The organism is Streptococcus castoreus DSM 17536 (assembly GCF_000425025.1).
Classification (GTDB): domain Bacteria; phylum Bacillota; class Bacilli; order Lactobacillales; family Streptococcaceae; genus Streptococcus; species Streptococcus castoreus.
Genome location: NZ_AUKZ01000019.1, coordinates 1 through 23989 on the forward strand (window position 1 = coordinate 1; position 23989 = coordinate 23989).

Consider the following 23989-nt stretch of genomic DNA (forward strand, 5'->3'; position numbering starts at 1 on the left):
ATCTAAGACAGTAACTATTCCTGAGAATATAGAATTCACCTTCATTCCACCCTATACACCTGAAATGAACCCTATTGAACAAGTATGGTCAGAGATTCGCAAACGTGGTTTCAAAAATAAGGTATTTAGAACTCTAAGTGCGGTAATGGATAAACTTCAGGAAGTTATTCAAAACTTATCTTCTGCTCAACTCAAATCAATTGTACATAGAGATTGGACATCGGCTATTTTTCATTTTAATTGAGTATAAATCAGTAATTGAGGACGCTTACCTTTTTAAAGGGTGTTTTGTTGAAGTTGGGTGGTTAATTGTTGTCAATTTTTCTTATCATTCTGATATAATATGATTTATGAAAGATATTGTGAATAGAATGATAAAGAAAGGGTGCAATCTTTTAGTCTTTCTGACGTGGTTATGGGTAAGTTCGCCTGTCCTTGCTAAAGATTTTCAAGTAGGGGCTGAGCATGCTATTGCAGTAGAGGCAGCATCCGGCAGGGTCTTGTATGAAAAAGATGCTCAAACCCCAGATGCTATTGCTTCACTGACAAAACTAGTGACCGTCTATCTTGTTCTTAATAGGGTTAAAGTAGGACAAGTTAATTTGTCTGATCAGGTTAGTCTTTCAGATTATGCTTTTGGATTGACTGCTGATAGGTCATTAAGCAATGTGTCTTTGGAAAAGAAACCTTATTCGATCAAAGATCTCCTAACAGCCTGTCTAGTTGCAAGTTCTAACAGCGCAGCTATTGCGTTAGCTGAACATGTGGCGGGCTCCGAGCCAAAGTTTGTGGATCAAATGAGAGAACAACTTGCTCGGTGGGGAATTCGGAATGTTAAGATAGTTAATGCTTCTGGATTGCCAAACGAAATCTTGGGGGATAATCGTTATCCGGGCTCTTCTTTAGAGGAAGAAAATGAAATGAGTGCTCAAGATCTTGCGATTGTGGTCATGCACCTATTGGACGATTTTCCTGAGGTTTTAAACATTACCAAGCAAGCAGAGGCAGATTTTGCAGGTACAAGGATTAAAAGTTTTAATCGCTTATTACCTGGTAGAGATTATGGAAGAAAAACAGTTGATGGTCTAAAAACAGGAACTACAGAAATGGCTGGACATTGTTTGATAACCACATCTACTGAAAATGGTATGCGTGTTATTACGGTTATAATGAATGCTGACGGTTCAGAGCAAGAACAAAATACTCGCTTTGAGCAAACCAATTGTTTGTTGGACTATATTAATCAAACTTATCAACGATATACCATTTTGAAAAAAGGGCAAGTAATCCCTCGAAGAAATCTTCTTGTCAAAAATGGGCGGGAAAAAACGGTAGCTATTTACCCCGATAAGGACCTTACTTTGGTATTACGTCATGGTGAAAAGCTTCCATCATCTAAATATTTTGCGATTTCAGAAGATTCTCTTTTAGCGCCTATTGTGAAACATCAGACAGTTGCTTATCTGATTTCTCCAAGGGTAAAAAGTAAGTTAATTAGGTATCTGAAGTCACCTGAACGCATAGCTATCAAAGGGAAATGGTCGGTTGGAAAAAACTTTACTCTGCAGATTTGGTGGCAACAGTTGGTAGAGAAATTCAAATAGTTATTTCTTATTCAGAATGATATTTGTAAGCTAAAAAGCTAGGTGATAAGAAAAACGTTCTTATTGCCTAGCCTTTTTATGTTTAAAAGCGATGTTTTAGGATCTGTTGATTTTTATTGACAGCTTTTATGAGATGTTTAAGGTTGGTTCATTGTTGCCAAAAGTGTTTTTGGATTAGTTGTTGGAAGAATTCTGATACGTTTGAGAGAGAGGAGACCATCAGCAGCGCTTGCCACTCCTTCATTTGTGGTAACTCCAAGTTTATAGTTAAGACTAGCGGCAATTTGTAAGGTAGTATCGCTGTATTGACCAGCTGGATAAGCAATAGCAATGGTTTTTTGATTTAATTTTTTATCAAGATAGTCTTTAGACTCTTTCATTTCAGCAGTTTGAGTATCTGGACTAGATTGTTTTAAATCAGGATGATTAACAGTATGATCTTGGAAAGACATGCCTGAATTTTTCATTTCTTTCATTTGGTTGATAGTGAGATTAGCAGCACTACCTTTTTCGGTTAGACCTGTAATGACGTTGTTAGTTGCTTTGACACCATACTTTTTAAGGATTGGGAAGGCAACATTGTAAAAATCAATCATACTATCATCAAAAGTTAACCAGACAACTTTTTTAGCAGGGAGTTCATTATTGGATAGTGCGCGGTAAGCTTCTTCAGGGCTTAAAAAGTAATAGCCCGCATCTTTCATGGCTTTAATTTGACTTTCAAAAAGTTCGGGTGAGACAATTAAATTAGCATTGGCAGCTTCTTCAGGTGCCATAACATGGACAGCATGGTACATCAAAATAGGGATTTTAACAGGTTCTTTTTGTTTGCTCCAAGTAATTTTGGGGGTATTAAGTTTTGCGGATTTTTGTTGTGATGTCTTAATTGTTGACTTGTTAGTACTGCTTTTTGATATGGAAGTGGTGTCTTTTTGGGCGAAGAGACTGATTTTTGGAATGATCCGTGATGCTTTTGATAGGTTTATTTGGGAGTGGTTTTGATGTAGATAGAAAATGAGTGCTATCCCTAAGGTACAGGTTAATAACAGTATCAGGTTAATAATAGTGAAACATTTTTTTCTTTGGCGTCGTCTATGTCTGTTGGTCATCAGTTGCTCCTTCGTTGTATTATACTAATACTATTGTAACATTTTTAGAGTCATTAAGTTTATGAGAATCCAAATTTTTATTTAGTTATAAAATTGTTATATTCCGTAAAATAAACTTAAAATTTGTTATAATAGGCAAGAAATTGATAATATAGTTGTTGACTAATGGTAGGAGTATTAAGGAGAAAATGTGGTAGTTAGAATAGCTTTATTAGGATTTGGAACCGTGGCGACAGGACTCCCTTTTCTATTAACTAATAACACTGCTAAGATAAGGTCAGCTGTGGGTGATGATATAGAAATTGCAAAGATTTTAGTTAAGGATGGGGCTACCAAAGAACATTTACATCACCAAGGTTATGCTTATAATTTTGTGACTTCTATAGATGATATTATAGAGGATGATTCTATTGCAATCGTGGTGGAATTAATGGGACGTATTGAACCTGCTAAAACTTACCTTTCTCGTGCCTTAGTAGCAGGTAAACATGTCGTGACAGCAAATAAAGATCTAGTAGCTTTGCATGGAAAAGATTTGCTTACTTTAGCTGCCAAACAAGGTCTCGCTTTTTACTATGAAGCAGCAGTCGCAGGTGGTATTCCAATACTAAGAAGTTTAGCCCATTCTTTTTCAGCCGATAAAATCACAAGTCTTTATGGGATTCTTAATGGAACATCTAATTTTATGTTGACCAAAATGGGTGATGACGGTTGGACTTACGAAGCTGCCTTGGCTAAAGCTCAGGAATTGGGTTATGCTGAAAACGATCCGACTAACGATGTGGAAGGGATTGACGCTGCCTATAAACTTGCTATTTTAAGTCAGTTCGCTTTTGGAATGTCTCTTGATTTTGAAACAATAACACATAAAGGCATCTCATCAATCAGCCCAGAAGATGTTGCAACAGCAGATCATTTGGGTTATGTGATCAAACTGGTCGGATCAATTCGAGAGTGGCAGTCTGGAATTTATGCCGAGGTAATACCAACCCTCTTACCCAAAACCCATCAACTAGCTGGTGTTACGAATGTCATGAATGCCGTTTATGTTGAATCACTTGGAATTGGTGAGACAATGTTTTATGGTCCGGGGGCTGGTCAAATGCCGACAGCTACGTCAGTTTTAGCAAATTTGATTGAAATAGGAAGTCGACTGACTGCCAAATTGCCGATGGCTCCCTTTAATAGCTTTACAGTTAAGACACGCTTGGCAAAGCCAGAAGATATTTATGGTTCTTACTACCTTGCCTTGAAATGCTCTAATGATAGCGGGGTGCAAGCAGAATTACAGAACTTATTTGATACTGGTAAGGCTATTCAAAAAATGCATGAATTTCCTTTAGAAAACCATCGTCAATGTCTTGTTATCGTAACAAAGCAAATGTCAAAAGTAGCATTTGAAGCTTTTAGTCGCCAACTTAGTGCAAGAACGGATGTGATTATCTTAAATCGTTTTAATGTTTTAGGAGATTAGTATGAAAATAAGAGTGCCTGCAACTTCCGCGAATTTGGGTCCAGGATTTGATTCTGTTGGAGTAGCTGTATCAAAATATTTAGAAATTGATATCTTAGAGCCCATAGATAGTTGGTTTATCGAACACATGATTTAGGAGATATTCCTTGTGATGAAACGAATTTATTGCTAAAAACGGCTTTAAAGCTTGCCCCAAACATGCTACCACATCGGTTGAAAATGACCTCTGATATTCCTTTAGCTCGTGGCTTTGGGGCTTCATCTTCAGTAATTGTTGCTGGAATTGAATTAGCAAATCAGCTAGGTCATTTGAACCTATCCGTTGATCGGAAACTAGCTATCGCAACAGAAATTGAAGGTCATCCGGACAATGTTGCTCCAGCTATTTTGGGACAGTTGGTTATTGCTTCGCAGCTAGGAAAAGAAGTTGATTATATTGTTACTTCTTTTCCTAACCTTGCCTTGGTTTGTTTTATCCCAAATTATGAGTTAAAAACAGCAGATTCAAGAAATGTATTGCCTAAGCAAATGTCTTATAAGCAAGCGGTGGGTGCCTCGTCTGTTGCTAATCTAGCTATTGCCGCCTTATTGACAGGGGATTTGCAAAAGGCGGGAAAGGCTATTGAAAATGATCAATTCCATGAGATTTACCGTCAAAAATTAGTCAAGGAATTTCAGCCGATTAAGCAAACTGCAGCGGCAAGTGGCGCCTATACCACGTATCTATCGGGTGCAGGACCAACTATTATGGTCTTGTGTGCGCCTAATAAGCAAATGGCTGTTTATCAGGCAGTTAAAAATCTTGGCTTATCTGGGCAGCTTGAAAATTTAGAGATCGACCGACAAGGGTTGTGCCTTGTCTAAAATGGGATTGGGCTATATTCAGTCAAAAGAGATAGTGAAAAAGTGAAATCGGTCTTATTTGTCCGCTCTTTCACTTTTCTTGTTATATGATATACTAGAACTAGATTTTGTGAGGTGCAGGATGAATTATCAAGAGACACTAGAATGGATTCATGGGCAGATCGGTTTTGGTATCAAGCCTGGTTTGGAACGTGTGCTCTGGGTTCTTAATCAGTTAGGAAATCCCCAGGAGAATATCAAAGGAGTCCATGTGGTTGGGACAAATGGCAAAGGCTCCACAGTTAATAATTTGCAACATATTTTTACCTCGGCTGGTTATGAGGTTGGTACCTTTACTTCACCTTATATTATGGACTTCAGAGAACGGATCAGTTTAAATGGACATATGATATCAAAAGAGGATTTGGTTACGGTAGCCAATCTTATTCGTCCTTTGACAGAACGTTTGAGTGAAGAAACGAATTTTGGACAAATAACGGTGTTTGAAATAATCACACTAATCATGTTCTTCTATTTTGGCAACATGCATCCTGTAGATATTGCTATTATTGAGGCTGGTCTAGGGGGTATGTACGATTCAACCAATGTTTTTCAGGCTATGGTCGTAGTTTGTCCATCTATTGGGCTGGATCATCAAAATATTTTAGGGCAAACACATGCGGAGATTGCGGCACAAAAGGCTGGTGTCCTTGAGGGTGGTGAAGCACTTGTTTTTGCTGTTGAGGAGTCATCGGCTAGGCAGGTGTTTTGGGAGAAAGCAAAGCAGGTAGGTGCGTCTATCTGGGAATGGCAAAAGCAGTTTGAAATGAAAAAAACTAAGACGAGTTACACATTTAATAGTCCGATAACCACCATCACTGATATTCAACTAGCTATGCCAGGGCAACATCAAGTGGCTAATGCAGCCTTAGCCATTACGACTAGCCTTATTTTACAAGATCGTTACCCACAATTAACGGTCGACCACATAAGAGAAGGTTTGGCAAAGAGTTTTTGGTTGGGTCGAACCGAACTATTGACACCAAATCTTATGATTGACGGTGCTCATAATAATGAAAGTGTGGCTGCTTTGGTTGATGTTCTAAAAACCAAGTACCAAGATAAAGTGATTCATATTCTTTTTGGGGCTATTGACACCAAGCCAATCACAGTTATGCTATCTGCGTTAGAGGAGTTTGGCGATTTGCAAGTTACCACTTTTCACTACCCGAATGCTTATCCACTAGAAAACTATCCCAAACAGTATAAGAGGGTAGCAGATTTTCGAACCTTTCTTAAACAACAAGAGCAAGCAGGAAAAGATGATTTTTTCCTTGTTACAGGTTCTTTATATTTCATTTCAGAAGTAAGGCAATACTGGAAAGATACTTTTAAAAAGGACTTATGTGTTGATCCAACAAATATGGTTAAATAAGACTAAAAAAGGGGAAGACTATTGTCTATTAATAAAGAGAAAGCTGAGGCAGCTATCTATCAGTTGCTAAAGGCCATTGGAGAAAATCCAGATCGTGAAGGGTTACTCGAAACACCTAAGCGTGTGATTAAAATGTATACTGAGATGTTTGCAGGACTAGAAAAAGATCCCAAAGAAGAATTTACAGCTGTCTTTACAGAACATCATGAGGATGTGATTATTGTCAAAGACATCAGTTTTTATTCTATGTGTGAACATCATCTAGTACCGTTTTATGGCAAGGCACACATTGCCTATTTACCAAGTGATGGTCGCGTCACTGGTTTAAGTAAGTTGGCTCGTGCAGTCGAAGTGGCTAGTAAGAGACCACAATTACAAGAACGGCTGACTTCTCAAATTGCCGATGCTTTGGTAGATGCCCTTCATCCTAAGGGAGTCTTGGTTATGATAGAAGCAGAACACCTGTGCATGACCATGCGTGGCATTAAAAAACCAGGTAGTAAAACCCTTACGACCACTACTAGAGGCTTATATCGGGAAAATCGCGCTGAAAGGCAAGAAATTATGGCTTTAATAGCTAAAAATTAGGAGGACTTATGAATATTGGACCATTTGTCATTGATGGCAATGCTGCCATTATGGGCATTTTAAATGTGACCCCGGATTCTTTTTCAGATGGTGGTTCTTATACCACGATTGAAAAGGCTTTACATCAAGTAGAACAAATGATTGCTGACGGGGCTAAAATCATCGACGTTGGTGGAGAATCAACACGTCCAGGTTGCCAATTTGTTAGCGCTGCCGATGAAATTGATCGTGTGGTTCCTGTGATTAAAGCCATCAAAGAAAAATATGATATTCTGATTAGCATTGATACTTATAAAACCGAAACAGCTCGAGCGGCTTTAGAGGCGGGTGCAGTTATTATCAACGATGTGTGGGCAGGCTTGTATGACGGGGAAATGTTTGCCCTAGCAGCCGAATACGATGCACCTATCATTTTGATGCACAACCAAGACGAGGAAGTTTATCACAATGTAACTCAAGACGTCTGTGATTTTCTAAGTGTCAGAGCGCAAGCGGCCCTTGATGCTGGTGTGCCAAAAGACAATATTTGGCTTGATCCAGGATTTGGTTTTGCTAAGTCTGTCCAAAACAATATAGATTTGTTAAAAGGGTTAGAGCAGGTTTGTCAGCTAGGCTATCCTGTTTTGTTTGGCATTTCAAGAAAACGTGTGGTAGACGCTCTTTTGGGTGGCGATACTAAAGCTAAAGATCGTGATGGTGCAACAGCTGCTTTATCAGCCTACGCCCTTGCAAAAGGCTGTCAAATTGTCCGTGTTCATAATGTTAAAGCAAATCAAGATATTGTTACTGTGCTTAGCCAATTAATGTGAGGAAGTATGGATAAAATAAGATTAGAAGGCTGCCGTTTTTATGGCTATCATGGTGCCTTTCAAGAAGAACAAACCCTTGGTCAGATTTTTTTGGTTGATTTGGAATTATCAGTAGATTTAAGAACTGCCTCATTATCAGATCAATTAGTGGATACGGTTCATTATGGCTTAATTTTTGATAGTGTTCGCCAACTGGTGGAAGGGGAAAAATTTATTTTGATTGAGCGCTTAGCGGGGGCTATTTGTGAACAACTTTTTAAAAAATTTCCACCGATTGAAGCAATTAAAATAGCCATTAAAAAAGAAAATCCGCCTATTGCGGGGCATTACAAAGCCGTTGGTATTGAATTGGAGAGACAACGATGACCATTGTTTATTTAAGTTTAGGCACTAACATGGGAGACCGAAAGGCTTATTTAAAAAAAGCTGTTGCGTCTCTTGCTAAGTTACCTCAGACACAATTATTGTCTCAGTCTTTGATTTATGAAACAGTAGCTTGGGGCAAGACAGATCAATCTGATTTTCTCAATATGGCTTGTCAGTTAGAAACCTCATTAGCCCCAACCGATTTCTTGAAAAAGATTCAAAAAATTGAACAGGCTTTAGGTCGGGTGCGTCATGAAAAATGGGGACCAAGAACGATTGACATTGATATTTTGCTATTTGGAGATGACGTCTATCAGACAGCAGATCTGACGATTCCTCATCCTTATATGACCGAGCGTTCATTTGTGCTGATTCCTTTATTAGAATTACAAGAAAATTTATGTTTACCAACTAACCAAAAACCGTTAGCAGATTATTTAGCTGCTTTAGACCAGTCGGACATCAAACCTTTTGACAATAACGCTTAATTTGGCTTTTTTATATTCCGTAAAGATTTGTCAAAACAATCGTTATTTTCCCTGAAATTTGATATAATAGAGTCGGTTTTGTGCCGATTTTAACTCGTATGAGAAGTGATAGAAGAAAGAAGGTAACTATGATTACTGAACTTCATGGGATTGATATTCGAGAAAATGAACCCCTAAAACATTATACCTATACCAAAGTCGGTGGTCCGGCTGATTTCTTAGCTTTTCCTAGAAATCATTATGAACTATCACGTATTATTGCCTATGCAAATAAACACAAGATTTCTTGGCTGGTGTTAGGAAATGCAAGCAATCTTATTGTACGAGATGGTGGTATTCGTGGTTTTGTGATTATGTTCAATAAGTTAAATACTGTGCGTTTAAATGGTTATACCTTAGAGGCAGAAGCAGGTGCCAATCTTATTGAAACGACTAAGATTGCAAAATTCCATAGTTTAACAGGGTTTGAATTTGCCTGTGGCATTCCTGGAAGTATTGGGGGTGCTGTTTTTATGAATGCGGGTGCTTATGGTGGCGAGATTTCTCATATTTTCTTGTCGGCAAAAGTCTTGACACCAAATGGTGATGTCAAAACGATTTCAGCTAGGGAAATGGCATTTGGTTATCGTCATTCGACCATTCAAGAAACAGGTGATATTGTGATTTCAGCTAAGTTTGCTCTTAAACCTGGCAATTATGAAATAATTAATCAAGAAATGAATCGTCTCAACCATCTGCGCCAATTAAAGCAACCGTTAGAATACCCATCATGTGGTTCCGTTTTTAAACGTCCACCAGGATATTTTGCTGGTCAACTTATCATGGATGCTAATCTAAAAGGTTATCGTATTGGGGGTGTTGAAGTATCTGAAAAGCATGCTGGTTTTATGATTAATGTCGCTGAGGGAACTGCAAAAGATTACGAAAATCTGATTGGTCACGTTATTAAGACCGTTGAAGAGCATTCTGGCGTTAGGCTTGAACCAGAAGTTCGTATTATTGGAGAAAGCCTATAAAAATAATGATCAAAGAAAATATCGTGGAGGATTTATGACAATTGACTAAACCAATTATCACATTTAACAATGTTTCAAAAACATTTGAGGACAGTGGAACACAGGTCCTAAAGAACATCAACTTTGAGCTTGAAGAAGGAAAATTTTATACCTTACTTGGTGCCTCCGGTTCAGGAAAATCAACTATCCTTAATATTATGGCTGGTTTATTAGATGCCACAAGTGGCGATATTTACTTGGATGGGGAACGCATTAACGAGTTACCAATCAATAAGCGTGACATCCACACCGTTTTTCAAAACTATGCCCTCTTTCCTCACATGACTGTTTTTGAAAATGTTGCTTTTGCTTTGAAATTGAAAAAAGTGGACAAAAAAGAGATTGCCAAGCGGGTTAAAGAAACCTTAAAGATGGTTCAACTTGAAGGCTATGAAAATCGCTCAATCCAGAAGTTATCTGGAGGACAACGCCAACGAGTTGCTATTGCACGTGCCATTATCAATCAACCACGTGTGGTTTTGCTTGACGAACCACTATCAGCCCTTGACTTAAAATTAAGAACGGAAATGCAGTATGAATTACGTGAATTGCAGCAACGTTTAGGCATTACTTTTGTTTTTGTCACCCATGATCAAGAAGAAGCATTAGCTATGAGTGATTGGATTTTTGTCATGAATGAAGGGGAAATCGTTCAGTCTGGAACACCAGTTGATATTTATGATGAGCCTATCAATCATTTTGTTGCTAATTTTATTGGAGAATCCAATATTATTAACGGTACTATGATTGAAGATTATCTTGTTTCGTTTAATGGTAAGCTATTTGAGTCTGTAGATGGTGGGATGCGCCCTAACGAGCCTGTAGAGGTTGTTATTCGCCCAGAGGACCTTCAGATTACACTTCCAGAAGAAGGGAAATTACAGGTTAAGGTTGATACTCAACTTTTCCGTGGTGTTCACTATGAAATTATCGCCTACGATGAGCTTGGCAATGAGTGGATGATCCATTCTACCCGCAAGGCTATCGAAGGAGAAGTCATCGGATTAGACTTTACACCCGAGGACATTCATATTATGCGCCTTAATGAGACAGAAGAAGAATTTGATGCTCGGATTGAAGAGTATGTGGAGATTGATGAGCCAGAAGATGGCTTGATTAATGCCATTGAGGAGGAGCGTAATGAAGAAAACCTCTAACCTTTTTTCAATCCCTTATTTTCTTTGGATTTTCTTTTTTGTTGTGGCACCGGTAACTCTCTTGTTTTACAAGTCCTTCTTTGATATTGAAGGTCATCTCACATTGGCTAATTATGAGATCTTTTTTAGTTCTTGGACTTATCTACGAATGAGTGTCAATTCCATTTTATATGCAGGAATCATTACCTTGGTGACATTATTGATTTCCTATCCAACAGCCCTATTTTTAACCCGATTGAAACACAAACAATTGTGGTTAATGCTCATAATCCTACCAACATGGGTCAATTTGTTATTGAAAGCTTACGCTTTTATGGGGATTTTTGGTCAACAAGGTGGTATTAATAGTTTTTTAACCTTTATGGGAATAGGACCACAACAAATTCTTTTTACTGATTTTTCATTTATTTTTGTGGCTTCTTATATCGAACTCCCTTTTATGATTTTACCGATTTTTAACGCCTTGGATGACATTGATCATAATGTGATTAATGCTAGCCGTGATTTAGGAGCTAATGAATTTCAAGCTTTTTCAAAAGTTATTTTCCCACTCTCCTTAAATGGGGTTAGAGCAGGTGTGCAATCTGTTTTTATTCCAAGTTTGAGTCTCTTTATGTTGACCCGTTTGATTGGGGGAAATCGAGTAATTACCCTGGGAACCGCTATTGAGCAACATTTTTTGACCACTCAAAATTGGGGAATGGGATCAACCATTGGTGTTATCTTAATTTTAACAATGGTTGCTATTATGTGGCTAACAAAGGAGAGAAGTAAATGAAAAAATTTGCCAACCTTTATTTAGCAGGTGTTTTTGTCTTGCTCTATATTCCCATTTTTTACCTGATTTTCTATTCATTCAATAAAGGTGGGGATATGAACGGTTTTACAGGGGTTACATTTGATCATTACAAAACCATGTTTGAAGATAGCCGTTTAATGACTATTTTGCTCCAAACCTTTGTGCTTGCTTTTAGTAGTGCCTTGATTGCGACAGTTATTGGAACTTTTGGGGCTATTTTTATCTATCAAGTAAAGCAAAAATACCAAAATGCTATTTTATCAACCAATAATGTCTTAATGGTATCACCAGATGTTATGATTGGTGCCTCATTTTTAATCCTTTTCACTTCGTTGAAGTTTCAGCTTGGCATGTCCTCAGTCTTACTAAGTCATATTGCTTTTTCGATCCCGATTGTCGTCTTAATGGTTTTGCCACGATTGAAAGAGATGAACCAAGATATGGTCAATGCCGCTTATGATTTGGGAGCTAATTACTTCCAAATGTTAAAAGAAGTTATGCTGCCTTATTTAACGCCGGGAATTATTGCGGGGTATTTTATGGCTTTTACCTATTCCTTGGATGACTTTGCAGTGACCTTCTTTTTAACTGGGAATGGTTTTACCACTTTATCAGTTGAGATTTATTCACGAGCTCGTCAAGGAATTTCTCTTGAGATTAATGCCCTTTCGACTATTGTGTTCTTTTTCTCCATTCTTTTAGTGATTGGTTATTATTACATTTCGCAAGATAAGGGGGAAAACCATGCGTAAACTCTATTCTTTTTTGGTAGGAATCATTAGTATTATCGTGATTTTGGTTAGTGTTTCCGTCATTTTGCAGAAAAAATCAAAGGCTGGGAATCAGTCAGATAAATTGGTTATCTACAATTGGGGAGACTACATTGATCCAGCCTTGCTAAAAAAATTCACCAAAGAAACTGGGATTGAGGTGCAGTATGAAACCTTTGATTCCAATGAGGCCATGTACACTAAAATTAAACAAGGCGGCACCACTTATGACATTGCTGTTCCTAGTGATTACACCATTGACAAGATGATTAAGGAAAATCTTCTGGTCAAGTTAGATAAGTCAAAACTTGTTGGTTTGGATCAAATTGGTAAGGAATTTTTGGGCAAGAGTTTCGATCCGCATAATGACTATTCCATCCCTTATTTCTGGGGAACAGTTGGAATTGTTTATAACGATCAACTTGTGGATAAGGCGCCTATACATTGGAAAGATCTCTGGCGTCCAGAATACAAAAATAGTATCATGCTTGTTGATGGTGCGCGTGAAATGCTAGGTGTCGGACTAACAACCCTAGGGCACAGCGTTAACTCCAAAAATTTAGAACACTTACAAGCTGCCGAGAAAAAATTACAAGAATTGACTCCAAATGTCAAAGCCATTGTTGCTGATGAAATGAAAGGATACATGATTCAAGGAGATGCTGCTATTGGCATCACTTTCTCGGGAGAAGCTAGCGAAATGCTTGATAGCAACAAGCATTTGCATTATGTGGTTCCTTCTGAAGGGTCTAATTTATGGTTTGATAACTTAGTGCTACCAAAAACCATGAAACATGAAAAAGAAGCGTATGCTTTCCTTAATTTTATTAATCGTCCTGAAAATGCTGCACAAAATGCTGAATATATTGGTTATGCAACACCAAATAAAAAAGCCAAAGCCTTACTTCCAGACGAAATTAAAAGAAATCCTGCTTTTTACCCAACAGATGAGACCGTCAAAAAATTGGAAGTTTATGATAACTTAGGTCCAAAATGGCTTGGTATCTATAATGATCTTTATTTACAATTTAAAATGTATCGCAAGTAAGTTACAAAAGAGACTAGCTAGCCACAAATTTTTTGTAAAAAATCTCTTAGAATGCAAACAAACGAACAGTCTTGCTATTTCTGATTAACAGAAAAATAGATTTGTTCGTTTTTATAGTTGTATTCTGGTTTTGATTCTAGAAGTGTTATCATCGGATTAAAAGAACTAGAAACTTGTGCTTGCCTTTGCTAAAATACTAGTAGTCTCTTAGAAAGAGAGAAAGATGGAGAATCATAAAAATGAATTTACCTTTTCAAATCATTCGATTATAGCCTATGTTTGGCGTGGAATCATCGTTGGAATCATTGCTGGAATTGTAGTAAGTCTGTTTCGCTTACTGATTGAAATATTGTCAGAATATATTATTGAACGCTATTATGAAATACATACGAATCCATTAGTATTGATTCCTCTATTTGGTCTTAGCAGTTTAGCCGTTATTTTTGTTGGCTATTTGGTTAAATCTGATCCGGACATTAAAGGATCTGGTATTCCTCATGTTGAAGGCGAACTAAAAGGACTCGTTTCTCCCAATTGGTGGAGTGTCTTATGGAAAAAATTTCTTGGAGGAACTTTAGCTATTTCCATGGGATTTATGCTAGGTCGTGAAGGTCCATCTATTCAGCTTGGTGCTATGTCTGCCAAAGGTTTCGCTAAGTTTATCAAGTCAAGTCGCTTAGAAAAGCGAGTCTTAATTGCCAGCGGGGCAGCAGCAGGATTATCAGCAGCCTTTAATGCGCCAATTGCAGGTCTTTTATTTGTTGTTGAGGAAATTTACCATCATTTTTCCCGTTTGATCTGGATTACAGCATTAGTCGCTAGTCTAGTAGCGAATTTTATCTCTCTAAATATCTTTGGTTTGCGACCAGTTCTTGCCATGCCAAAAGCTATACCATTTTTGGGTTTGAATCAATATTGGTTATTGCTTTTATTGGGCATTTTTCTTGGATGTTTAGGATATCTTTATGAAGTGATAATTCTTGATTTCAATAAGGTTTATGTCTTTTTGGGGAAATGGCTACACTTGCCAACTTATTTTTATGGCATCATAATGGTTATCATTATTTTACCAATTGGTTATTATTTTCCTCAACTATTAGGGGGTGGGCATGGCTTAATTCTTACTTTATCTCATCAGCAATTCCCTTTACTAACTCTTCTCTTGTATTTTGGTATTCGCTTTATTATCAGCATGTTTAGTTACGGAAGTGGTTTACCAGGCGGTATTTTCTTACCAATTTTAACTTTAGGTGCCTTAGCAGGTCTACTATTTGGACAAGCCGCACATCAATTAGGTGTTTTAGATAGTAAGTTTTTAGTCCTTTTCTTGGTTTTAGGAATGGCAGGTTATTTTGCAGCGATTTCAAAAGCACCTTTAACAGGTATGATTTTAGTGACAGAAATGGTTGGTGATTTAAAACCGTTAATGGCTATTGCGGTCGTTACTTTCGTTTCTTATTTAGTGATGGATTTATGGAATGGTCAGCCGATTTACGAAGCCATGCTTGAAAAAATGAACATAAAACATCCAATAAACTTGGTAGAACCAACCTTGATAGAACTAGCTGTCAGTGATAAAATTGCAGGAAAACATGTGCGGGATTTAAAACTTCCTAAAAATGTTCTTATTACCACACAGATTTATCATCAACAATCAGAAGTCGTCTCAGGTAACACCATTCTCTTATCCGGTGCGACCATTTTCCTTGTTGTCAATGAAGCAGATACTGGTTTTATAAGAGAACTATTGATGTCACATCCATAAGCGCAATCACTAGTAAAAGGTACAACAGTAAAACTTTTTCTTTCGTCTGGACTAAGTCCTATGAAAATAACAGGTAACCATTGAATTCTCCTGTTAGATTTGATATGATATGATATGCCTTAGGGTATCGTTAAGTTTGGAAAATAAGAAGAGGATTCCCAAATGCGAATTGATAAAGTCTATAATAATAATGTAATTCAAGTCATTAATGCCAGCGACAAGGAAGAAATTCTAATGGGGAGAGGACTGGGTTTTCAAAAGAAAGTTGGTGACTCATTTGATGAAGCAAAAGTGGAAAAACGTTTTGTTCTTGAAGATGCGGCAAGGGCCTATGAATTATCTTCTGTTTACCAAGAATTAAGCGAAACTGAAATTGAAACGGTTTTAGCAATTATTGAGCGTGGCCAAGAAATTTTAGGAACAGTTTATGATGTTGCCTTGTACATTTCTTTGGCGGATCATTTGCATTATACTTTTGATCGGGTTAAGAAAGGGCTTGTCATTTCCAATCCTTTATCTTGGGAAATCCGTAAGTTTTTCCCTAAGGAATTTCAAGTTGGGCGTGATGCTATTGAATTGATTGATAACAAACTTGGTATTCTGTTGCCAGAAGATGAGGTGGCTTCGATCGCTTTGCATTTTATTAATGCCCAAAAAGATTCCGGTGCTACAGAGAAAAGCCAACAAATTTCAAAGATTGTAACCGGAATATTAGATATTGTACGGTTTCAATACGGCTCTATTACGGATGAAGATAGTTTAACTTATAATCGTTTTGTGACCCATACTCAATATTTTGCGCAAAGAGTAGTTAATGGCTTAGTTCAAGGAGCAAACGACAGCTTTTTATTTGAACAAGTCAAGCTGAATTATCCAGAAGCGTTTGCTTGTACAGAGAAGATAAAAGCTTACATTGAATCCACTTATGATTTTATAATGAGTAAAGATGAACAGGTCTATTTAACCATTCATATTCAACGTTTAGAAAATTGAGCTGAAAAATTTAGTTTATTTTAAAAAAAGCGCTTGCATTTATGAGAGTCTTTTGGTATGATAACAATATAGTAAGAGGATTGTTACTGGTAAGCAGGCAAAACCTAGATAGATACGAGATAAAGCTGTAGCGGTAGCTGTGGATTTATTTGGGATCTATTTAGGTTTTTTCTGTTGTCTGGTAAGAAATCTAACTTATCTATTACTTATTGTTGGTGATACGATACCCAATTAATGCTCAGCGATAGGTAACATTAAGAAAGGAGCCAAATAAATGGCTAAAAAAGATTATACAGAGTTAGCAAAAGATATTGTTGCTCATGTAGGTGGGAAAGACAACATTGTTAGTCTTAAACACTGTGTAACGCGTCTTCGTTTCAACTTGAAAGACGAAGCAAAAGCTGACGACAACTATTTAAAAAACAGAGATGGTATTGTTACAGTTATTAAAGCTGGTGGACAATATCAGGTAGTTATTGGAAATCACGTTCCAGATGTTTATGAAGATGTTCAAAAAGTTGCCGGTATTACTGGTAGCGGAAGCCTTGACATCAATGAAGGAGATGATGCTAAAGGGAATTTATTTGATCGTTTCATTGATTTAATATCAGGAATTTTCCAGCCCTTTTTAGGACCTTTAGCAGCGGCAGGTATTGTCAAAGGTGTCGTTGCAATCTTAGCAGCAACTCTTGGCTGGAGTACGCAAAACAGTGCAATGTATGCGATTCTTGAAGCAGCTGGTGATGGATTTTTCCAATTCTTGCCAATTATAATTGCATTCACATCAGCAAGAAAATTCAAAATGAATGAGTTTACAGCGGCAGCTATTGGTACGGCATTGGTTTACCCAACACTACCGACAACAGTAGCAGCACTTGCAAAACTTAAATTAGCTTCAGTACTTGGTATTCCTTTTGTATTACCAGCATCTGGAAGCTATTTATCAACGGTTATGCCAGTTATACTTGCTATCTGGGTAGGTTCAATGATTGAGCGCTACATGAAGAAAATCACTCCGGATGTTGTCAAAGTCTTTGTGGTGCCATTTGTTGTTATTCTATTGACAGTTCCGTTGACTTTCCTTATTGTGGGACCAATTGCTAACGTGGCGTCTGATCTTCTTTCGAATGGTTTTACTAGCCTTATGAATTTCAGTCCAGTTCTTTATGGTTTCTTACTTGGTGGTTTGTGGCAAGTTCTTGTTATGTTTGGTCTTCATTGGGCTATAGTTCCACTTGCAATTCTCCAGTTTAGTCAAAACCAATGGACAGATATTCTATTAGCAGCAGCTCTTCCAAACTTTACACAAACAGGTGTCCTTCTTGCCATTATCTTGAAAACAAGGGAGCAAAAAGTTAAATCAGTGGCAATGCCAGCCTGTATCTCATCTATTTTTGGGGTTACCGAACCAGCTATTTATGGGGTTACACTTCCAATGAAAATTCCATTCTATATTTCATGTGGTGTTTCAGCTATTATCGGTGCTTGCTTAGCCTTATTTAAAATTAAAATGTATGCTTTTGGTGCGCTGGGAATCTTCCAATTCCCAGGATGGGTTAGTCCGAGTGAGGGGTTGACACCAATGTGGATCGGGATTGCTCTCACAGTAGCTGCAATTGCTGGTTCATTTGTTATCCAAATGCTTGTACCAGTTCCTTATCTTTATGGTGATCCTACAGGAGAATCAGTAACTCCCGAAGAAGAAGTAGCAGAGGTTACTCCACTTAAAGATATTAAACAAGAAATCATTGCCAGTCCTCTTTCAGGTCAACTTATTCCATTAGTTGATGTTCCTGATGAAGTGTTCGCTTCAGGAGCGATGGGGAAAGGTGTCGCTATTAATCCTAGCGAAGGAGCAGTTTACGCACCAACAAATGCTGAAGTTACTTTAGTTTTTGCAACCAAACATGCTATTGGACTTAAAACAGAAAATGGTGCAGAACTCTTAATCCACGTTGGTATGGACACAGTATCACTTGAAGGAAAAGGTTTTCATGCGCTAGTAGCGGTTGGAGATACTGTTCAAGCTGGTCAAAAATTACTAGAATTTGATATGAATGTGATTAAAGCCGCAGGCTTACCAGTTATCACACCAATTATTATTACCAATACAGATGCTTTTGACGATATTCTTGTTAGTCAAGAAACAGAGTTAAAAACCGGTGATTACCTATTAACAACTGTAAAATAACTCCTATTGTGAGTTACACTCCAAAAGTTAGACACAAAATCTAACAAATAAACCGATCCCCAAAAGTTAGCCCAAAACTCTAACGATTGGAGATCGGTTTATTTATGCCGAAATGTAGTTTTGAATACAATAAAAATTGTAGAAGCTTATTTTAGAGATGAAGGTGATTAGACACGTTTAACCGAGAAGTGCAATGTTAAGGACAGATGCCAAGTGTTAAATTGGATTCCTTATTATGAGAAATTTGGTAATGATGATGTTCTAAGGGAAATAAAAAAAACTTATTTTTCGAATTCAAGCTTCGTGCAGTAGAATTAGATTTATCAAGTGACATCTCATAGCAGGAACTAGATTTTTGTCATAATTTTTCTCTAACTTTTGAGGATCAGTACATGGGAATTGTTTTATTTTACGAGGAATGACAAGGTTACCTCTTTCTTTTGACAGTGTATTTCTTACGGTACTGGCTCGGTGTTAATAAGTAATAACGTTTAAATTGCCGATTGAAATTAGATAAGTTATTAAAACCGATGTCATTGGCAATTTCAAGGACAGGTCTTGTTGAATTTATCAATAATTCACAAGCCTTACTCAGTCGAACTTGAATGACAAATTCGGTACAAGATGTTCCGGTATGTTGTTTGAATACCGTCATAAAATGCGTTTTGCTATAGCCAATATAATCGGCTAAAAAGGCAATGGAAAGCTCTTGATAATAGTGATTATTAATGTAATCAATCAATTGACGAATTTTTTCATTTTTTCGGTAGGTATCATCGGTTGTTTTGCGAACCACATAGCGATAGTAGAAAAGAAGGTAAATAAATTCGAGCAATTTTGATTTCAAAAGAATTTCAAAATGTCGCCCTTCCTCCTTGGCTAACTTAAAAATATTAAAAAGGCATTCTTTTATCTCTGAGTAGCCTGACATATCCGGTTTGATGCGATAGACGAATTTATAAACACTGTTTTGTAAGGGCTGTAGATAGTGTAAACTAACCTGATCAACCACTGATGATCCAATCATATCTAAGTGAAACTGAAACGTGTCCATGATATGCTGTTGCTGATCGATAGGATGAATAGAATGCATACCATTTGGTCTGATAAGAATAATATCACCAGTCTGGCTGTTAAAAAAATCATAGTCAATATGATATCTAGCAGTTCCTTCGTAGATATAATTGATTTCCAGTTCAGGATGCCAATGAAAGAGAATATCCGGTCGCCCATTTCTTACTTCTGTATGAAAATAGCGATAAGGTAAGAGTTGTCCCATGTTAATGCTCCTCGTCTTTCGATTCATATGATAGTATTATATCATGTTAATGATCAGTTTTCACATTTTTAACGATAAGGTAAGCCATTAAATTCAGATAAATGGGCTATCAATATCTTTTGATAGATAGTATCAATTATTGAGTTATTTTTTAGGGATTTTCTATAATCTTATTTATTTCACTGGGATTTAAGAGGATAGTATTGGTTTATCCAATAATAGTGTTAGAGAGTATGTGGAAATTAAACTATACTTATTTCTATACAAGATTTAAGATAACATTTTGTATTCTTTTATTTGAAAAATTCATCAAGGTAAAATCTCCACCTTGGTGTTTTTTATTAGCCATCCTTTTTTAGCTTATGATAGTATCAGTTTTTCGTATGATAAAGGGAGATTATGATATGAAAAACAACTATACTATTATTAATAAGAAATGAAAGAAGGTCATCAAATGACAAAAACACAATTTCCAAAAGGATTCATGTGGGGCGGAGCAATTGCTGCCAACCAAGCAGAAGGTGCATACAATGAGGGAGGTCGTGGACTTGTTCAAACAGATGTCACAACAGGTGGCTCTGTTAATAGTCCTCGTTATGCAACTTACATTGATAAAGACGGTAAACCAGCTAAAATGCCTTCTTTGGGGCACACTGCCCACCTTCCTGAGGGTGCCAAATTTGCAATTCTAGAAGATCATTACTATCCAAATCATGAAGCGGTTGATTTTTACCATCGTTATAAAGAGGATATCAAATTATTTGCCGAAATGGGATATAATATTTTTAGATTATCTATTTCTTGGGCACGTATTTTTCCAAAAGGTGATGAAACAGAGCCTAATCAAGAAGGGCTAGATTTTTACCGTTCTGTTTTTGAAGAATGCCACAAGTATGGTATTGAGCCATTGGTTTCTATTTGGCATTTTGACACACCACTTTATTTAGAAGAAGCATATGGTGGTTGGACAAATCGGAAACTGGTCGATTTATACGTGAAATTCGCTGAAACTATTTTCAAAGAATACAATGGACTGGTCAAATATTGGTTGACGTTTAATGAAATCAACAATACTGTTATGTTTTTGGATATGTTTGATGGGCAAGCCAATGATCAAGAGTATCAAGATGCTTATCAGCATCTGCACCATCAGTTTTTGGCATCAGCTAAAGCTGTTGAGATTGGTCACCAAATCAACCCCGACTATATGATTGGTAATATGATTTGTGGCATTACTTTTTATCCTGCAACATGTGACCCAGCTGATATTTTAGCGGCTGAACATAAATGGGAACAAGGCATTTACTATTGTGGAGATGTTCAAGCAAAAGGTAAATATGGAACTTATGCTAAACGATTATGGCAAGAGCATAATGTTCATTTGGATATGACGGAGGAGGATTTGGAAATCCTTGCCAGAGGTAAGGTTGATTTTTACACATTCTCATACTACATGTCTAATAATGTTACAACACACGAAGTAACAGATAAAGTAGCTGGAAACTTTTCTGCTGGGGCTCGTAATGAATACCTTGAGTACTCTGATTGGGGTTGGGCACAGGATCCAACTGGTTTACAATATTATCTTGAAAAAATCTATGATCGTTATGAAATCCCACTAATGGTTGTTGAAAACGGCTTAGGTGCCTTTGATACAGTTGAAGAGGATGGCTCTATCCATGATGATTATCGTATTGATTATCACCGTTCCCACATTAAAGCGATGTCGGATGCAATTGCTAATGGCGTTGACCTTATTGCCTACACAACCTGGGGTTGCATTGATATTGTTTCAGCAAGTACTGGTGAAATGCGCAAGCGATATGGCTTTATCTATGTGGATAAAGATGATGAAGGTAATGGTAGTTTTGACAGGACTCCAAAAGATTCTTTCTATTGGTATCAAAAAGTCATTTCTTCAAATGGTAAGGATATTGACTGAGTTTTTACAAAAATTAAGCCTTTATCATTCTTGTCTTTTTGAGGTGCTAGTGATAAAGAAAATATGAGGAGTAGTAGATGCTCGAAGTTATTTCAGATCATCTCTTGGCTTATCAGGAGGATCGTTTAAAATCCTATCAAAAAATTAACCAATCAATAAAAAGTGATGGAATCGTCTTTGCAGGCGACTCCATCATTGAGTTTTTCCCATTAAAGAAATATTTGGGTCGTAATTTACCTTTATATAATCGTGGAATTGCTGGGATTGATACCTATTTTTTAGAAAAGCATATGGCTACCTACCTTTGCCCCATGAATGCAAAGCAACTCTTTTTATTAATCGGAACTAATGACCTTGGATTGGGACATTCAATTTCAGAAATTAGAGGAAAAGTGGTTGACATTATCGCTGATTTTAAGGCAGCTAATAGCTCTTGTCAGATATATCTTATCTCGGTTCTTCCTGTTTCCAATTTAGAAAAGTATGCAAGCACTGTTAAAGTAAGAAGCAATGAGACTATTGATCAACTCAATCTTGAGTTAGCAACAATTCCAGACATCTTTTTTCTTTCCGTTGCAAATTTTCTGAAAAATAATCAAAATGCTTTGGACCAAGCCTACACAAAAGATGGTCTTCATCTCAATATGGCAGGTTATGAAAGATTATCGGAGTTGTTGAGGCCTTACCTGAAGTGAGTTTTGAAAGGTATAAGGTATGGTGACAATATAACCATGTCAATTAAAAATAGCAGAAGTTAATTGATACCATTAAACATTTTAAAGCCCATGAAACCAAGTAATTCATGGGCTTTATCGTATGTGAGCAAGAATAATATGTATTCAATTATGAATTTCAGTGGTTAAAAGAGGTATAACTCAACTATTGTAGCATTTAAGAAACTGATTAATAATTTCCTTCAATAGATCCTAACTCCTTGGAGAAATTATCTTTGTGTACTTCTCCAACAAAGTTCATGTCAGCACCCAGCATTTTAAGGAAGTTATAAAAAGCATTGTTTATTCCCAATTCTTCTAATTCAGCATCAGAGATAGTATATCGAATACTTTCTTCTTGCCCCAGTTCCACTTTTTGTACCCAACGAGGTTCACGAAGGAATTGTCTGCCTAAAGCTACAAAGTCGATACCTGAGGTAATGACTTTCTCAGCTTCAGCTGGTGTCTGGATAGAACCAACAGAAATCAAAGGTTTACGTCCAGCTACCTTTTCTTTGATTTTGAAAATAATAGGCTCCTTGTCCTCTTTGTTATTAAGCGAAGTTCTCCAAGCATACCCCATTGAGATATGAAGATAGTCAATAGGTTGGTCTGCTAAAACATCAATGAATTGAAGGGTGTCTTCCAATCGGATACCAGGTTCTTCAACCTCTTCTGGTGAAATTCTGTACCCAACGATGAACGGTTTTGTTGCATATTCGTTAATAGCCGCACGGACACTTTTAATAATTTCTAAAGCAAATGTCATACGTCCGTTCACATCACCGCCCCACTTGTCTGTCCGACGGTTAGAATGTGGGGAGAAAAACTGTTGCATAAGATAGGTATTTGCTCCGTGCAATTCGATACCATCAAAACCTGCCTGAATGGCACGACGTGTCGCCTGACCAAAATCATCAACAATTTTTTGAACTTCTTCTGAAGTTAGTTCACGAGGTGTTTCAGCATTTGGACGAGGAGCAGGGATAGCACTTGCGCTAACGGGTTGGGTTCCTCTCAAAATTGCTGTTGATGACATACGACCCGCATGGAAGATTTGAAGAATAGCCTTAGTACCATTATTCTTCATTGTTGAAGCCATTTTGGTTAAACCAGGTAAAAATCGATCGTCAGTAATAGAAAGTTGACCTTCAAAGCCTTTACCATCAACAGAGACATTTGCTACTGGCGCGACAAAAATTCCAGCTCCACCTGTGTGTGTTGCAAAATAGTCCAATTCATCTTTTGAGATGGAACCATCTTCTAGGCTAGAAGCTTCTGTCATTGGTGGAATAACAATGCGGTTTTTTACAGTTACACCATTTGTAAAGGTATAAGGTTCAAGAAATTGGTAATGTTTTGTTATAGGTATGACTCCTTAAATGATATTTCTAACAGTATTGTAACCAATTTTGTGACATATTGGCAGTACGCACTTTAAAGTAAGGTAGTTACTTATAAGTAAGGAAAGATTTTATAGGGGCTTAACTTGTGAAAGATAAAATTTAGCAAATAGTTAATATGACGCTAGAGACAATTGGTGGAAAATGGGAATCGGTGT

21 protein-coding genes and 1 pseudogene are annotated in these 23989 nt (G+C 37.2%); 19 read left to right on the forward strand and 3 right to left on the reverse strand.

Going from position 1 to position 23989, the window contains the following annotated elements; translation table 11 throughout:
* Positions 1–244, forward strand: a 244-nt coding sequence (locus H346_RS0106190; protein WP_027970317.1) for a transposase, incomplete at its 5' end; no start/stop codon positions are given.
* 127 nt (positions 245–371) lie between these two features.
* Entirely contained in the window at positions 372–1604 is a 1233-nt protein-coding gene (gene pbp3 / locus H346_RS0106195) for a D-alanyl-D-alanine carboxypeptidase PBP3 (protein WP_027970318.1), read from the forward strand.
* A 137-nt stretch (positions 1605–1741) separates the two neighbouring features.
* Here the strand turns inward: pbp3 and H346_RS0106200 are convergent, their stop codons facing one another.
* Positions 1742–2713, reverse strand: a complete 972-nt coding sequence (locus tag H346_RS0106200) for a polysaccharide deacetylase family protein (RefSeq protein WP_027970319.1) — start codon at positions 2711–2713, stop codon at positions 1742–1744.
* A gap of 190 nt (positions 2714–2903) precedes the next feature.
* Between H346_RS0106200 and H346_RS0106205 the strand changes: the two genes are divergently transcribed.
* From H346_RS0106205 to H346_RS0106275, 15 genes and pseudogenes are all read left to right on the forward strand, one after another.
* Positions 2904–4187 carry a homoserine dehydrogenase gene (locus H346_RS0106205; protein WP_027970320.1) on the forward strand — a complete coding sequence of 428 codons (1284 nt, stop codon included), beginning with the start codon at positions 2904–2906 and terminating at the stop codon, positions 4185–4187.
* Position 4188: 1 nt separating this feature from the next.
* A pseudogene (gene thrB, locus H346_RS09820) lies at positions 4189–5051 on the forward strand (homoserine kinase).
* Positions 5052–5172: 121 nt separating this feature from the next.
* Complete coding sequence (locus H346_RS0106215) at positions 5173–6465, forward strand: bifunctional folylpolyglutamate synthase/dihydrofolate synthase (RefSeq protein ID WP_027970321.1); 1293 nt, start codon at positions 5173–5175, stop codon at positions 6463–6465.
* Positions 6466–6486: 21 nt separating this feature from the next.
* Complete coding sequence (gene folE / locus H346_RS0106220) at positions 6487–7053, forward strand: GTP cyclohydrolase I FolE (protein WP_027970322.1); 567 nt, start codon at positions 6487–6489, stop codon at positions 7051–7053.
* Between the two features lie 8 nt (positions 7054–7061).
* On the forward strand, positions 7062–7862 hold the full coding sequence (gene folP / locus H346_RS0106225; protein WP_027970323.1) for a dihydropteroate synthase: 801 nt from the start codon (positions 7062–7064) through the stop codon (positions 7860–7862).
* A 6-nt stretch (positions 7863–7868) separates the two neighbouring features.
* Positions 7869–8228 (forward strand): dihydroneopterin aldolase, encoded by a 360-nt coding sequence (gene folB, locus H346_RS0106230; RefSeq protein WP_027970324.1) that lies wholly within the window; start codon positions 7869–7871, stop codon positions 8226–8228.
* Entirely contained in the window at positions 8225–8716 is a 492-nt protein-coding gene (gene folK / locus H346_RS0106235; protein ID WP_027970325.1) for a 2-amino-4-hydroxy-6-hydroxymethyldihydropteridine diphosphokinase, read from the forward strand. The genes folB and folK overlap by 4 nt, the downstream gene beginning before the upstream one ends.
* A gap of 128 nt (positions 8717–8844) precedes the next feature.
* Positions 8845–9732, forward strand: coding sequence for a UDP-N-acetylmuramate dehydrogenase (gene murB, locus H346_RS0106240; RefSeq protein WP_027970326.1), 888 nt, complete (start codon positions 8845–8847; stop codon positions 9730–9732).
* 41 nt (positions 9733–9773) lie between these two features.
* Positions 9774–10928 carry an ABC transporter ATP-binding protein gene (locus tag H346_RS0106245; protein WP_027970327.1) on the forward strand — a complete coding sequence of 385 codons (1155 nt, stop codon included), beginning with the start codon at positions 9774–9776 and terminating at the stop codon, positions 10926–10928.
* Positions 10912–11706 carry an ABC transporter permease gene (locus tag H346_RS0106250; protein WP_027970328.1) on the forward strand — a complete coding sequence of 265 codons (795 nt, stop codon included), beginning with the start codon at positions 10912–10914 and terminating at the stop codon, positions 11704–11706. The genes H346_RS0106245 and H346_RS0106250 overlap by 17 nt, the downstream gene beginning before the upstream one ends.
* Positions 11703–12479, forward strand: a complete 777-nt coding sequence (locus H346_RS0106255; RefSeq protein WP_027970329.1) for an ABC transporter permease — start codon at positions 11703–11705, stop codon at positions 12477–12479. Before H346_RS0106250 ends, H346_RS0106255 begins: the two co-directional genes overlap by 4 nt.
* On the forward strand, positions 12472–13545 hold the full coding sequence (locus tag H346_RS0106260) for an ABC transporter substrate-binding protein (RefSeq protein ID WP_027970330.1): 1074 nt from the start codon (positions 12472–12474) through the stop codon (positions 13543–13545). Before H346_RS0106255 ends, H346_RS0106260 begins: the two co-directional genes overlap by 8 nt.
* A gap of 223 nt (positions 13546–13768) precedes the next feature.
* Positions 13769–15310 carry a ClC family H(+)/Cl(-) exchange transporter gene (locus H346_RS0106265; RefSeq protein WP_027970331.1) on the forward strand — a complete coding sequence of 514 codons (1542 nt, stop codon included), beginning with the start codon at positions 13769–13771 and terminating at the stop codon, positions 15308–15310.
* 162 nt (positions 15311–15472) lie between these two features.
* Complete coding sequence (gene licT / locus H346_RS0106270; protein WP_027970332.1) at positions 15473–16303, forward strand: BglG family transcription antiterminator LicT; 831 nt, start codon at positions 15473–15475, stop codon at positions 16301–16303.
* A gap of 274 nt (positions 16304–16577) precedes the next feature.
* Positions 16578–18494: a beta-glucoside-specific PTS transporter subunit IIABC gene (locus H346_RS0106275; RefSeq protein WP_027970333.1), complete on the forward strand. Its 1917-nt coding sequence runs from the start codon at positions 16578–16580 to the stop codon at positions 18492–18494.
* 427 nt (positions 18495–18921) lie between these two features.
* On the opposite strand, the gene H346_RS09825 is transcribed toward H346_RS0106275, so the two are convergent.
* Positions 18922–19773, reverse strand: coding sequence for an AraC family transcriptional regulator (locus tag H346_RS09825; RefSeq protein ID WP_244147254.1), 852 nt, complete (start codon positions 19771–19773; stop codon positions 18922–18924).
* A gap of 454 nt (positions 19774–20227) precedes the next feature.
* Here H346_RS09825 and H346_RS0106285 point away from each other — a divergent pair, with 454 nt between their 5' ends.
* Both H346_RS0106285 and H346_RS0106290 read left to right on the forward strand, forming a co-directional pair.
* Entirely contained in the window at positions 20228–21715 is a 1488-nt protein-coding gene (locus tag H346_RS0106285) for a family 1 glycosylhydrolase (RefSeq protein ID WP_027970334.1), read from the forward strand.
* A gap of 77 nt (positions 21716–21792) precedes the next feature.
* Complete coding sequence (locus H346_RS0106290; RefSeq protein WP_027970335.1) at positions 21793–22410, forward strand: GDSL-type esterase/lipase family protein; 618 nt, start codon at positions 21793–21795, stop codon at positions 22408–22410.
* A gap of 208 nt (positions 22411–22618) precedes the next feature.
* On the opposite strand, the gene H346_RS0106295 is transcribed toward H346_RS0106290, so the two are convergent.
* Positions 22619–23794: an NADH-dependent flavin oxidoreductase gene (locus tag H346_RS0106295; RefSeq protein WP_027970336.1), complete on the reverse strand. Its 1176-nt coding sequence runs from the start codon at positions 23792–23794 to the stop codon at positions 22619–22621.
* Positions 23795–23989 lie beyond the last annotated feature (195 nt).